Raw genomic sequence first — 13,988 nt, forward strand, 5'->3', positions numbered from 1 at the left:
CTCGGCCTCCAGCTGTTCCTCTCGGGAGGATGGTCCGGACCTGCCGGCCACCAGGGCGGTCTTGCCGGCTTCCAGGAACTCGGCCTTCCACCGTCCGATGGACTGCTCACTGACTTTCTCCTTGCGTGCCACTTCGGCGATGGACATCTCGCCGGCCAGCACGCTCAGCACTATCCGGGTCTTCTTCTCCGCCGGAATCGAGGGTGGTCTACCCATGACTGACTCTCCTTCAGGACCTACATAACGGCCCTGCCACTAAGTCTGACGCGCGACATCTACACCCGTGATTGGCCGGAGTATGCGCTGGCTGCACGGACCGTGAATGTGCCGACCATCGGTTGGATCCATAACTTTGCCGGCCGCCCCGTCTACGATCTTAAAGATCTGCACTCGTTAATGCAGCGGAACATGCACCTATTAGCGCGCCTTGTAGTGCTGTCCGCATTAGATGTCGCATTCTGGAAGCTGCGAGGTGTCCCGCACACCGTCTACCTCCCCAATCCCCCGTCGCCCATGCTGCTGGAGTCCTCACATTCCTCAAAACCTAAAACAGCACCGGAAGGGCCCGTGGAACTCATCTGGTGGGGCAGGCTGGAGCAGCACACTAAACGAGTTCTCCAGCTAATCGATGTCGCTGAGCAATTAAATAAGCTTGGTCTCGACTTTAATTTTAAAGTCATTGGGCCGGATTGGGGCGATATGACAACCAGTGTTTTCAACAGAGAGGCAAAGCGACGTGGCCTGGCTGACCGAATAGCAGCTATGGGGCCTCGCCACGGAAAGGACCTTACAGACGCTATTGATGCCGCGGATGCCTTTGTTAGCGTCAGTATTATTGAGGGGTACTTACTGACCCTCCCCGAGGCGCAAGCACGGGGACTACCGGTTTTCATGTATGAAATGCCATGGCTATATCTAGTCCAAGATAATGATGGAATTGTCGCAGTTCCTCAGGATGACGCAATCGGACTCGCAAAGAGGATCGTCGACGTCATGTCCTCACCGGAGCGCTATGAAGAAATGTCGAAAGCTGCACTTAACGCTGGGCAGAAAGCAATTGCTCATGATTTCTCCAAGCTCTGGCAACAGCTCATTACTGGAACACTGCCTGACAAATACTCACCAGAACCCACACTCGACGATGCTCAGCAACTGATCGACCTGTTGATCTTCTTCTCAGAACGTAACGCGGGCTTGCTGAAGCGGAAGTAACCGAACCATCGATGGAAGGAACACCGTGAGTAAGCCCATCTTTATCGGTCATACCCGATTCAGCGTCTATAGCTACGGCTCGAAAAGTTTCAACGCCACCCAAGACTCCCGGGGCAAAGGCGCACGTTTCAGCGAGCAAGAGTATGCGGACTGGCTCTATGGCGAAGAACGGCTTGCCCCGCGTGCGGAGATCTTCACTTCGTTAAGCTTGCCTCAATTGCACCAGGCCTCTCAAGATCATCATCTGGCACACTTCGTATCCTTTTCTCCCTCATTGCCGGATACATACAAGACTCTACTTTTCGAGGCTGCCGAGCGCTATGACTTTTTACACCTTAATGAAACCACCGAAGAAGCGACTACTCTTCCACCGGAAAAGCTCATCCGACGAGCCTTCGAGATTTTCGGAATAAATGGTGGCTTATTCGGCGCTTTTCGACTGGATGACGATGATCTGCTCTCTGTGAATTATTTCAATCGAATGGCTCCCTACCTCACCGCTGAACATGTGGGTTGGTGGGTATCCCCTGGACTTGGATTCGCGGCTGTCAGAGATGGAAGCAATCTCATTTACACACAGACGCACTATTACCCAAAGAGCGCCTTCGGACCGCTCTGCATTGGGAAGCTCAGCGAAACCGGAGCTATCGAGGGAATCACCACACCAAAACACACCAAGCTCGACCGACGAACACCGACAGTGCTCGATTCACGACGCCCGATGTTTTTCCACATTCGCCACCGGGGTCAGGACAGCTCGCTGGATGGAGAAGTTACTCCTTTCTTCGTCGAAACACTGAACCGGATGACACGGCGCAGCGAAGGGCGGGTGGAATTAAAGACCGTCTATGACGAGTTTCCAGCGCTCCAGGGTCACGTTAACACGACCCCCGGCACCCTCCAGTACGCTCAGACGTCCATTGCAGACCAGAAGTTAATAAGGGGAGGAAAGGAAGTTTCCTGGAGTACTCCTGGACCCGTTAGTCTCGAGCTCAGACTGACAGGTCAACGGCTTCGTTCCCGGGAATTGCGCCTACGAATATCGGTCGACGACTCTACACAGGGCAAGCGGCTTCCCGCCGAGCAGGAGAAAATTTTCTTAGAGAAGGCTCGCTTGAACCACACCCAAGGCAAGGGCGATTACTGGACCTGGATGCCTCCTCAAAAAGATGGTCGCAAGGAGGTAGTCCTAGCTCTAGAACCACCTCCTGGAATGCGCATAACGAGTGTTCGCTTGGAGAAAGCCAAGGAAAGAGACCTGAGAATCGAGAGCTTCACTCTTTACGCCCTGGAACAAGAGGCCCATACTTCTCTATCGGGCGAAGAAAGGACCGCGTGACCATGACACCTCGTTACGCAGTGATCTGCGCCTCACACGGTGGCAACTCTGGAATGTTTAGCGTAGACCGCGCGGCTGAGCATTTTTTCACGAGCCGAGGAGCTTCTTTCGACCGCATCGTCACCCAAGACGATGGTCGTGGAAACTTCAATGACTACAAACTAGTGCGGGATTTCCGCCAGCTAGATGAATATACCCACATCGTGTATTGGGGTGATTTTCTCACCAGCCCTAGCTACGGCACACGAAGCTTCCCGTGGCGAGAGCGGAAGTACGGAACGGACCTCAAAACAGAAGAAATCATCAACCTGTGGCGCACCCTCTTCGTACCTACTCGCGAGCAAAAACGCGGGCGCATGACAGTAAGCGTGAGCACTAACTTTCAGAACGATTTTGATGATCCGGAAAACAAGTACAGTCACTTCATTCGGGACACGCTTGCTCGATTTGAAGAATCTTATGATTATATATATCCGCGCGACGACTTCTCAACAAAGAACCTCAGCCGACACCTCAGCTACCAGGGCATCAGAAAAGTGACGACGGGGCTTGATGCCGCCTTTTTGCAACCGAGGTCAGCACCCATTCAAAACGTAAAGGGGGACTCATATTTCTTTTCTTACTTATTTGGCCGCAGTAAATTGGAAGGTACTGAAGCACTGGTGGAGTCAGTGGAGAAGGACACAGGCTGCACCGGAAATCTCCTCAGTCGTTGGTTTTCCCTACCCTCTGGGTCATGGGAGCAAAAGTTTGGACAGCTCCAGGAGCAACTACGCCGTTCACACTTCGTAGTAACGGACACTTACCACGTGGCTGTTAATGCCATGCAACTGGGAGTTCCTGTGATTGGCATCGGAAGAACTGCCCAGCGACAAGAGGGCACAGTCGGAGACTTCAAAAAACGCGAGCTCTTCACCATGTTCGGCCTTGAAGAGGCCTACATCGAAGTACAAGACCCTAACCTCGAAACCTCACTCGAGAGTCTCTCACAACGAATCGCAACCATCCTTGGCTCGTGGAGAGTCCAGAATGCGCCTAGAACAGTCAACAACAAAGAATCGACTCTGGGCTACAGGCTCCTTGACGCCAGGCGCTGGCAATACAGTCGAACTCTAGAACACACACTTGGACTGCCAGCACCTAAGCCAACTAATTAAATGGGCACCACCTAGTCAGACGGTATCCGAAATTACCGCGTGCACGCGCCGGGCCAGTTCATTTAACGATTCTCGCGAAGCCTTAACCGCCGGTGCTAAATATAACCGTGCTTCTTCTAACCCCTCTGCCCGTGAGGCAAACTCAGAATATTCGCCAGTAAGAGCGCCTAGCCCCGCAACGTCCAGCATGCGTTTGACCTTCTCCGGTTGAGCAGCTGTTCCAATCGGATACGCCCCTTCAGTAGCGCCGATGATGAGAGCGTGCGCACGGTCGCTAATAACTGCTAAAGAACGCGAGTAGACGTCACGGACATACTTCTCCAGGGTGGCATGGCTGAGGCTCGGCGGCTCGAGGTATTCCGCACCCAATTGCTTGGCCAAGCGCACTGCGTGGGGAGCATCCCGGCTAACCTGCGCGACTGTCACGATACGAGTTGAGGTTCGGGCAGCAAGTTCCCGGATTCCGTAAAACCAATCCTCGTCGGGCCACGGACGGTCAAAGCGGAGTGTAACCGCCAGGAGAGGGCGTGCGTGCACAGGTGTCCACTCTGAGATCGGAGTCCCCAACACGAAAGCCCAGTCTGGGGCGAAATCTCCAAATCCTGCCGCCTGCCGGGTAGCTTCATCGCGCCAGGACACCACCTGTGCACGCATAAGCACAGGGTCGATAACGACACGTGCCGCGTCGAAAGGACTTCGCACGCCCAGACCCGCTGCGATGACCACGCCTCCCTGGTCCAGAACGCTGTTCAACTCCGCTGTACGCCGGCGACCAGGAAACGTGTTGGGCTGCTGCAGAATCCACTCTCCCGGGTTGAAAATCCAGACTGGACGTTCCGTTGCTTTGCTGGCAGCGAGCCACTCTCCACGGGTCGGATACACAACATCCTCAGCCCCCAGTCGAAACCCTGCCTTGTAATCCGACGTCTGCCCTTCAAGCTGGAGGTGAAACCGGTATTCCTCACCCCGGATGGCGTCGATGAGAGCCGCCCTGAGCACAGAGTCACCGAGATTGTCGTCCTGCCCCTTTGGCTCAATGAAAACATTACGCACGGCGGTCAGTTTAGTATGGAGTGGTGTCCGAGTCCCCTGTGCCGCATCACGACGTCAGTGTTCCCGTGACCATTCACGAAGTCGGGCGGCGGCCCGGCGCATTTCTCCACTACTTCGACCAAGTAATTAACCGTGCAGAGGCGCACAACCTTACGTTCCGTTTCGTCGAAGGCCGCATGCGGCGCCTTGACGTCAACGTGCTCCACGTACGCGATTATCTCATTGACCGCCCCCTCGGCGCGGGACGGGTCACCCCGGAAGAGCGCCAGGAGAAACTGACCGAGTTCCTCGCCGAGCTACGAAAAAGGCGCATTCGTCTAGTCCAGACCATCAGTCAGTCGCAAAATGTGTCAGAAGATTCCGCCAACCGACCGGGACGTGATGAGATTGACGCCGCGACGAGCGCCTGGATTGTCTTCGATGAGAGCACACCCACACCGGATCCAGAACGCACCGTTGTAATCCCGCTCGCTCACTACCGTGACCGCTTCCTCGGCTACCCCCGCAGGAAGAGTATCCCTGGACGGGTCCTATTGTGTGTCACGCCGCAATCTTCTACAGCCACGGCGCGGCTGCTCGGAGTGACCAGAGTGACTCACATTGATGACCTGAATATGCGGATTGTCGGAGAGGCCTCTCCCGTTCTGGCCGCTGATCGAAACGCTGTCGCAACATCCTTTCGACTCGAGAAACTTTCCGACGCGTCACTGGTGCAGGAAGTCGGGGAGGCGGAACTAGTAGTCCAGCCGTGCTTGGACTCCTTTGAAGACTGGCAGACCGTACTACTCGCGCTTTCCCTGGAGCGTGCAGTGCTCCTTCCCGATACCGCGGCTGCCCGCCACCTGGCAGATGAGGTCGGTACCGGGTGGGTTCAGTTGAGCCCGGCTCCTCTCACCGCTGCCTCTATCGATACTGCTATCACTGCGCTGCGGAAAACTCCACCAGGAAGCACGCCACGCTTGGAACAACGTGATCCCATGACCGTTGGAGATGCGTACGCAGAATTCTTCCGGAACATAGTTGGCGCCGAGTCTTCCCCTAAAGCCTGAGGCGCTCGATGCTTGCCAATGAAGTCGCCGCAGGAGCGAATTCTTCTGAGCTTGTCCGCCTGCTAGTCAATTCAGTGCGCGCTTTAAGCGGCGTCCTGTGCGGAACTCTCGTCTGCAAGGAGAGTCTTCGCTTCGTCGAGCGACTGTGACAGCAACTGCTGCGAGACACGGATTCCCCGCAGTTCGGGGCGCAGACTTCGTACCTCTTGCGTAATTTTTGCCTCAGCACCGTGGTCCCGCTGACCTGATATTTCTCTCAAGGCCCTTAGATGCTTGACGACAGTGTCAAACTTGTTGTCTAGTTGCTTGACACGGTTAAGCATCACGTCAGACTTCGCACGAATGGCCTTCTGTTTCTTCCGGACAACGCTCAGCTCCTTCTCGATAGCACGCAGGTTTGCTCTGAGCTTTTTCCTGGCCGCACGGTTCGCCGCTGCGTTGAGCCTAGCTGTCACGACATAAACCGCAAGCATCACTCCGATCCCCGCAACTGCGGCATCAGACATCCCCGCCAGGGCCAGGACGCCGATCACGACAGCGCCGACAAAAAACACGCCCACCACGACGAGGTCCAATCCGTTCAACCGGGGCATCCAGTACTCCTTGAGTAGATCTATCGACTGATTTTATGCAGCCCGCTGCTATGGCAGCACACATCTCCTAAAGGCTATCCGAACTAGAGCACCCCGCCGAAAAGACACCACCGGCCAAAAGTGTGCAAGCAGTCGGTTAGGATCAACGCGGATGACTGCCGAGACCTAACCCGAAGACTGTGTACAGGCGACGCCATCCTCCTTATGCCCTGAACCTAAGTGAGATACGTCAAGAGTAACCATGGAACTCCAGAACGACATGTCCCCCAGTGGAACCGTCCCTGACGAGCCACGCACTGCCGAGCGGCCAGTGGTGAGTGTCATCATTCCCATGTTCAACGCCGAGAGGCACGTCATTGAAACTCTCGAAAGTCTCGCCGCGCAGACCCTTCTTGATATTGAGATCATCATCGTTGATGACGGCTCGACGGACCGCTCACCATCACTGGTTACCGATTATGTCTCCCGCGACCCACGATTTCGTCTGCTCGCTGGTCCTGCAACGGGCAGCGCAGGAACAGCGAGGAACAAAGGGCTAGACGTTGCCTCCGGCAAGTACCTCGCATTTCTCGACGCAGACGACCTTTTTGCCCCCAGCATGCTGCAGAAACTCGTCCGCAAGGCTGAGGAAGACGAAGCGGACGTCGTGATGACGGGGTTTCGCAGCTTCAAAGATGTGTCCCGGAAACTGGAGCCTCTGGGGCGACGCGGCCGCCTGCACGTGGACCTGCTGCCGAACTCCACGCCCTTCACACCCCAAGACATCGCTGAACATATCTTCTCTGCCCCGCACACCACAGTCTGGAACAAGATCTTCCGCCGTGATTTCATCACCGAGATTGGTCTCCGTTTCCAGGAAACCCGCCGTTCCAATGACGCATACTTCAACATGGTGGCACTGGCCACAGCCCGCCGACTGAGTTATGTGGACGAATTCCTGGTTCGCTACCGTGCCTCGAATAAAGACAGTCTCCAGGGTTCACAGTCGGATAATGATTGGGCCTGGATGGACGCTACTCGCGCCGCGACTCGAGAACTCCAGTCCAAAGGACTCTACGAGCCGTTTCGAGTCGCGATGATGCAGCGAGTTGCTACCCGCGCGCTCGACCGATTACGTAAGTGCACCACGTTGGAGTCATTCCACGAGACCTACGACAAAATCCTGAACGAGCTGTTTCCAGAGTATGGACTCGATGCGGAGACTGCCCGGACTCTGCCCAATGAAGAACTCGGCGCACGAGTGATCGAATTCCTCGGCACCCCCCGGCTCGAGTGGGCCTTCTACAACATGACACGAAATACCAGTGCCCCATCTTCGGGTAAGTCACAGCAAGCACCATCGAATGGTGTGGGCACCTCTGGAAAAAAATCTGACACTGAGGAAAGTGTCGAAGAAGAGGGTCCGGAAACACCTGATGTCTCAGTAGTACTAACAGTACACAACGCTGCGCAGTGGCTTCATGAAGCTTTACAGAGTGTACTCAGTCAAACCGGAGTTTCACTAGAGATCATTGCGGTCTATAACGGCGGCTCAGATGGCTCTCTTGAGATCTTGCGCGAGTACACGCTGGACGAGCCCAGACTCACGCTTCTTACTCAGCGAGGGACCCTCTCAGAAGCTCGCAACGCCGGCGCTGAAGCCGCCAACGGCCGGTATCTGATTTTCCTCGACGCCTCGGACTATTGGACTTCCGACTTTTTGGCCGGTGCCGTAAAGCGCGCCAACCGCGACGACCTCGATGTGCTGCTATTCGAAGCAGACTCGTTCGCCGATGTTTCTCTGGAGGAAAGAGGACTGCCGTCAGTTTCTTCTGACGCTTTCTCACGGGAATCCTCCCAGTTGCAGTCTGGAGCCGTGCTGGCTACAACGTTCGCTCATCACCGGCATCTGTGGCAGCACGTCGGGACCCTTCTTATACGTACTCGGCACTTCCGGAAGACCCGTCTGCGATTCAACCCCGCAATTACGCGTGAAACCGGCGCATTCGTCTTCTCTCTACTCCTCCGGACAGATCGTGCCGCCTACTTCCCGGTCCGTACTTACGCGCGGCGAGTCTCTACGAATGCTGCCATTCCATTAACCGCCCTAGATTCAGCACAGAGCGCATTTCTCACGTATGTGGACATGGTCCGCGAACTCGGCAGCCTGCGGCTGCCTGATGCAACCTCAAATGCCCTGGATGCCATGGTCTCCCATGCCTATTCCGCCGCGCTCAGCGAATTCGCAACACTCCCAGACGACCAACATCAGCACCTCCGGCAACTCGATTCATCGCCCGAAGCGCAAGCCACTTATCACGCCCTACGCAAGGCAAAGGCTCTAGAAGTCAGCATCACACGGCTCTGATACCCAAGTGACTTTGCTACATCAGTACTTGTGATGCTCACTTGGGGTAACACGCTTTTCAGTGGAGCCTACGTGAAGTTGGGCTCGGCGCACGGCGTCGACGTACTCTTTGAACTCGTCGGTCATCAGATCAACGGCTACGGCGTCGAAATGAGCCCATTCCGTATTGCCCAGCTTGACGTGCTTCTCCACCATCTGGGCCCCCGCCGCCACAGCCAAAGCTGAGGCCATCCAGCCGAAATCATGGCTCGAATAGCCCGGCACAATATGCGGGTGCTCCTCCGCCAGCTGGGCGTAATGACGCACCACTCCAATATTGGTGTGCTCATCCGGTGTGGGATACGCCGAATTGCAGTGCAACAAGTACAGCTTCTCCACCTGCTGGAACGTATCCAACACCCAGCGTTCGTAACTCTGATCCGTCATCCCCGTCGACAACACCAGCGAGCCCGTGTAGTTCTCCGCCACAAATTCCAGATAATCCCGCTTCTCCGAAATCGTCGAGGGCAGCTTAATCAGCGGAACATCCAGTTCCATCATGAACTCGAACGAAGGCCGGTCCAACACCGAAGCAAACCAGCCGATCCCCAAGTCACGGCACAACTCATCCAAAAACCGGAAATCATCCCGGCTCAGCTCCAACTGACGCCGATAATCCCCAAACGTGGTGCCGAAAGGCGACCGGTACGGCTTAGCCAACTGCTCAGGCGTGTAGAAGGTATCCACCTCACGCTTCTGCACCTTCACCCAATCCGCGCCGGCGTCGTGAGCCGCGCGCACCAAAGTCTCCAAACGATCCCGATCCCCGAAATGATTCGTGGTGATCTCCGCAGTCACCTCAACAGTGGGCAAATCAAGCTCCGCTGCGGCGTCGTCGTCCTTCTCCTGCACCGACACCCGGTAACGGCTATTGAGCTCCTCGGTACTCACACTCGAATAGGACTGAGCCCCCACATGGTGAACCTCAACATTGGTCCCCTCCAAGGCATACAGAGCATTGCGCAGCACATATTCCTGCAACTCCACCCCCGCGCGGCGACCCGTCGTCAACTTGGGTGCATACTCCGTGGTGGCAGCCCGAGCCGACCCCGAATCCGGAGTGAAATCAAACCCCACCATGTACACCGTCTGGGTCCGCCCCCGATGGTCAGCAAACATCCGGGCGATCTCCAACGCGGTGAGGAACTTCACCTCCTCCAAGGCGATCTCATGACGATCCTGGAACCGCAAGAGCATCTCGTCCTCAGCGTCATTAGCAATCGGGTAAAACGGCAGCCGAATCACCGTACGACCCGGGATCTCCACATCCTGGCTGGTCACATACGCCTGGGCGCGGAACCCATCATCCTGCAGAGAATCCGGCACCCAGTCCTCATGGAACAACGTGATATCCGCCGGATGGATACGCTCAGCATCATTGATCCCGATCACCACCGCATTGCGGAACACCCGGGAATGCACCGCATCCGCCGAAGGCCCCTTCCCGAGAATGACGATAGTGTCCGAAGAGTACCGGGAGGCGGTGTCAGCCACCAGATTCCAAATGGAATCCACTGCGGAAGTCGTCATCTGCTGGTTATCTCCAACCATGGGGAGGAAAGACGTAGTGCTGGGTCTAGATTACGCGGAGGCGGCACTGCTCTGCGGTTGCGAGAAATGACGCCCCAGCTGAGCGAACGTCCACCCGGCCTGCTCCCATTCCCGCGCCGACAAAACATTGCGAGCATCAATGAACTGGCGGCGAGCCACCAGACCCTCCAACGCCTGAGGAGTGAGCTGCTTGAACTCATTCCACTCGGTGGTCAACACCACCAAATCCGCGTCCGTGGCAGCCGACGTCAAGGAGTCCGCATACCCCAGGCGAGGGAACCGCTTAGCGGCGTTGGCATTGCCCTCCGGGTCATAGACGGCCACATCAGCACCCGAATTGAACAACCGGGCCGCAACATCCAACCCTGGGGAATCACGCACATCATCCGACAACGGCTTGAACGTAATACCCAGCACCGCGACCTTCTTACCGTTGAGATCCCCCAGGATCTGCTCGGCTAAGGAAACCACCCGTTCACGGCGACGCAGGTTGATCTGGTCCATCTCATCGAGGAAGCGCATTGTGTGATCCAGCCCCAGCTCCGAGACCCGGGTCTGCAAGGCACGAATATCCTTAGGCAGGCAACCGCCTCCGAAACCCACGCCGGCGTTGAGGAACTTCCGGCCGATGCGAGTATCAAAACCGATGGCATCCGCCAAGGTGGTGATATCTCCCCCGACCGTCTCGGTCACTTCACTGAACGCGTTGATGAAACTGATCTTGGTAGCCAGGAACGCATTGGCCGCCACCTTCACCAGTTCCGCCGTCTCAAAATCAGTGGAAATCCACGGCGTCTCCCGCTCCAAGGCCTCTGCATAGACCTCACGAAGCGTGGCCTCATCCTCCGGCTTACGGGTACCCACCACCAGCCGGTCAGGGCGCAGCGTGTCCTCCACCGCGAAACCCTCACGCAGGAACTCCGGGTTCCACGCCAAGGAAACTGTCAGATCCGGGTTCTTCTCCGCCTGAACCAGGTCATAGAGCCGGGCCGCGGTGCCCACCGGAACCGTGGACTTGCCCACAATAAGCGCGCCGTCCTTGGTGATGGCCCGAGCCAAAGAAGTCGTGGCGGCGTCAACGAAAGTCAGATCCGCCCCTGTGCCGCCCTGCTGCTGCGGTGTGCCCACGGCGATGAAATGCACATCACCCCAAGCGCCGACCTCGGCCATGTCTGTGGTGAACCGCAGCCGGCCCGAATCGACGTGCTTGCGGATCAGCTCCGGCAGGCCAGGTTCATGGAACGGCAGCTCCCCGCGGGAGAGCGCATCGATCTTCTCCGGGTCCACATCCACGCCGATGACGTCAAAGCCCAGCTCCGCCATGCACGCAGCGTGGGTAGCACCCAGGTACCCAGTACCGATCACAGAAATGTTGAGAGTCACGGGGACATCCTAAAGCCTGTGTGAGGCCTGAACACCATATGACAGTTCACCACGCCGCGAATGGAGTCTCGAAGAGTTTTTCACAAGTCCATTGATTCCAATTCCAAAAGGGCGTGTTTCCACAGAGCGAACTCTCACCGCAGCATGGATAATCACACCAAGGAGGCAACCGATGGGGAAGACCAAGAACGCGAGTGAGACGTATACGCCTGACACTGATCCAGTGAACCGGCAGGGCAAGACAGAGCGGGGTTGGCCTGCCCGGCTACACATGTTTGGTGGAGAGATCCATTACTACAAAACAGAATCGGCACGGAATAGAGCCGTCATTGCGGACAGAGGCTGGTTGCGAAGTCAAGAACGCATGAACTGGCCCTGGTGGAAACGTAAGTGGCACAACTTCAAGGTCACTTTCCTCGACTGAATGCTCACCTCACAGCCCGCTGGTGGCAAGGAGTACGCCCACGGATAACTACGTGCGCGCATTCAGCAGGTCTTGGCTAACCAGTCCCTAGCCTCACGGAGGAGCTGCAGCAGTTCTTTGTCTCTTTCTTCCATTACTCCTCCTACTAGTCTTCCGTCTCAGTACTCACTCAACCTTGGGGCCTATACACCCATACAAGCAAGGAATTGCATATCCTCTTGAGTACTCGCTGCATCTGATCTGAGGGGACGTAACCGATGCACAGCTCCACCTACCACCTGCGCAAAGCCATCGCCGCACTCATCGGAGCTGCACTGCTCCTCGGCTTCCTTCTCACACAGATTCCCGCCATCTGGGCCGGCTCTGGAGTCCGCGACCTCGGCTCGCGGATGCTAGTGATCTTCTCCGTGCCCGACATCGACAGCAGGCACGACCTCACCGTGCACCAAAGGGTCCAAGACAACGGGGACATGCACCTGAACTTCTACGTGGTCGACGCACCCGCCAGCGACGATGAAGACCACGAATGGCCCGGCGGCATCCCCGTGGACTACTCCATCACCTTCGCCCACCCCGAGCTCGACGACGTCATCCACTGCGGACCCGACGGTGAAACCACCACCCACGCACCCTTCGAAGACCTCAACCCCGGGACACAATCGGCCATCGGCACCGACCTCGCCGGAGGTGAGATCTCCGCACTGAACTTCCCCGAACCCGGAGCCGAAGAAGCCGACGTCGCACCCGATGACGACCCCACCCAGACGGAGCAGGACACACCCAGCGCACTGTCCTTCACCTACCAGCGGTACGAAGGCACCCTGCACCTATGGGACGAACGACCCACCGGACGAGACCGGCTCACCTCCCAGGAGAACGAAGACACCGTGTGGGTGGAACAGTGCACTATTCCCGCTGAGTACGTCTGGGAACACTCCAACGACACACTCTTCGAGGCCGAATCCCGCTCCACGCTCTTCCCCGCCCAAATCAACAAAGTCCGACCCGACGGTGAAGCCCTGACCAACAGCGCCGGAGTAAACACCGACGTGCGGGTCCTCTCCCGCGCCGGGCTCTCCGCCGTGCACGCCCACCCCGAGTTCGACACCACCGCCGCCGGATGGCACACCCCATGGTTGACCCGTGCCCGCACCACCGACGGCACCCTGGACTACATTGCCGACCAACCGGTACTGCTGGTCGAAGACCGCGACGCCGTAGAGCGTAAAGACCTGCTGCTGATGGTCTACGGGGCCGCCGCCGGCGCGGCGGGAACCTTCCTGGTTGTCGCTCTGTTCGCGTTCACCGACTACCGACGCAGCCGTCTAGGACTCCTCAGCTAAGACGCCCCCACTGGGCGGTAGTCGCTTTTTCCACAGCGGAAAGTGGGCCGAACCAGTATGAGGCGTGTTTCCACATTAATAGGGATCTTCAGTGATTCGCTCGCCCTGCCGTTCTATCTTTCTCGATGCCAATCGTCGTGAAAGGAGGAGGCGTTATCAATTGGGGCGCGCTGGTCGAACTGCTCGCCGGATTCGGGATCATCGGCGGTATGGTCGGTCTACTGTCCTGGCTACAGACCCGGAGTCAGGACGCACGCGTTGCGTGGTGGGAACGCACGAAATGGGCCATCGCTGAAGTGAAGTCAGACAACATTGAAGACCAAATTATGGGTGGAAGAGCACTCCGAGCCATCGCACGCGCCCGGATGACCCAAAAGGTTGATATGGAGCTCTTCCGCGTGATCTACGAACGAGCTGTCTTCCAGACAAAGGATACTCCAGGCATGACAGTCAAAGAGGATGAGAGCGATAATTGAGCTAAGGCTCAATGATGGAGGT

At 56.9% G+C, this 13,988-nt stretch carries 12 protein-coding genes; 7 read left to right on the top strand and 5 right to left on the bottom strand.

Going from position 1 to position 13,988, the window contains the following annotated elements:
* On the bottom strand, positions 1 to 216 hold a 216-nt coding region (locus tag H578_RS0101720), incomplete at its 3' end, for a transposase (RefSeq protein ID WP_022872220.1).
* Between the two features lie 108 nt (positions 217 to 324).
* Here H578_RS0101720 and H578_RS12515 point away from each other — a divergent pair.
* Genes H578_RS12515 through H578_RS0101735 form a run of 3 tightly spaced genes read left to right on the top strand, consistent with a single transcriptional unit; the run spans position 325 to position 3,708 of the window.
* Positions 325 to 1,212 (top strand): glycosyltransferase family 4 protein, encoded by an 888-nt coding sequence (locus tag H578_RS12515; protein WP_084709804.1) that lies wholly within the window; start codon positions 325 to 327, stop codon positions 1,210 to 1,212.
* Between the two features lie 25 nt (positions 1,213 to 1,237).
* Positions 1,238 to 2,551 carry a glycosyltransferase gene (locus tag H578_RS0101730; protein ID WP_022871987.1) on the top strand — a complete coding sequence of 438 codons (1,314 nt, stop codon included), beginning with the start codon at positions 1,238 to 1,240 and terminating at the stop codon, positions 2,549 to 2,551.
* A 2-nt stretch (positions 2,552 to 2,553) separates the two neighbouring features.
* Positions 2,554 to 3,708: a polysaccharide pyruvyl transferase family protein gene (locus tag H578_RS0101735; protein ID WP_084709807.1), complete on the top strand. Its 1,155-nt coding sequence runs from the start codon at positions 2,554 to 2,556 to the stop codon at positions 3,706 to 3,708.
* Between the two features lie 15 nt (positions 3,709 to 3,723).
* Here H578_RS0101735 and H578_RS0101740 read toward each other — a convergent pair whose 3' ends face one another.
* Entirely contained in the window at positions 3,724 to 4,761 is a 1,038-nt protein-coding gene (locus H578_RS0101740; protein ID WP_022871989.1) for a hypothetical protein, read from the bottom strand.
* Positions 4,762 to 4,784: 23 nt separating this feature from the next.
* On the opposite strand from H578_RS0101740, the gene H578_RS0101745 reads away from it, so the two are divergent.
* Positions 4,785 to 5,810, top strand: a complete 1,026-nt coding sequence (locus H578_RS0101745; RefSeq protein ID WP_022871990.1) for a hypothetical protein — start codon at positions 4,785 to 4,787, stop codon at positions 5,808 to 5,810.
* Between the two features lie 83 nt (positions 5,811 to 5,893).
* Here the strand turns inward: H578_RS0101745 and H578_RS0101750 are convergent, their stop codons facing one another.
* Positions 5,894 to 6,403, bottom strand: coding sequence for a hypothetical protein (locus tag H578_RS0101750; protein ID WP_022871991.1), 510 nt, complete (start codon positions 6,401 to 6,403; stop codon positions 5,894 to 5,896).
* 241 nt (positions 6,404 to 6,644) lie between these two features.
* Here H578_RS0101750 and H578_RS15355 point away from each other — a divergent pair, with 241 nt between their 5' ends.
* A complete protein-coding gene (locus tag H578_RS15355) occupies positions 6,645 to 8,750 on the top strand; it encodes a glycosyltransferase family 2 protein (protein WP_022871992.1) in 2,106 nt (701 codons plus the stop codon).
* A 21-nt stretch (positions 8,751 to 8,771) separates the two neighbouring features.
* On the opposite strand, the gene H578_RS0101760 is transcribed toward H578_RS15355, so the two are convergent.
* Together H578_RS0101760 and H578_RS0101765 are read right to left on the bottom strand one after the other, a co-directional pair.
* Positions 8,772 to 10,319 (bottom strand): N-acetylneuraminate synthase family protein, encoded by a 1,548-nt coding sequence (locus H578_RS0101760; protein ID WP_022871993.1) that lies wholly within the window; start codon positions 10,317 to 10,319, stop codon positions 8,772 to 8,774.
* Positions 10,320 to 10,370: 51 nt separating this feature from the next.
* Positions 10,371 to 11,723 (bottom strand): UDP-glucose dehydrogenase family protein, encoded by a 1,353-nt coding sequence (locus tag H578_RS0101765; RefSeq protein WP_022871994.1) that lies wholly within the window; start codon positions 11,721 to 11,723, stop codon positions 10,371 to 10,373.
* Positions 11,724 to 12,404: 681 nt separating this feature from the next.
* Here H578_RS0101765 and H578_RS0101775 point away from each other — a divergent pair.
* Entirely contained in the window at positions 12,405 to 13,490 is a 1,086-nt protein-coding gene (locus H578_RS0101775; protein WP_022871996.1) for a hypothetical protein, read from the top strand.
* Between the two features lie 125 nt (positions 13,491 to 13,615).
* The gene (locus H578_RS0101780; RefSeq protein WP_022871997.1) at positions 13,616 to 13,966 is read left to right on the top strand and encodes a hypothetical protein; all 351 of its coding nucleotides are present in this window, start codon (positions 13,616 to 13,618) and stop codon (positions 13,964 to 13,966) included.
* The last annotated feature ends 22 nt before the right edge of the window (positions 13,967 to 13,988 follow it).

The sequence above is a fragment of the Nesterenkonia alba DSM 19423 genome (assembly GCF_000421745.1).
GTDB lineage: Bacteria > Actinomycetota > Actinomycetes > Actinomycetales > Micrococcaceae > Nesterenkonia > Nesterenkonia alba.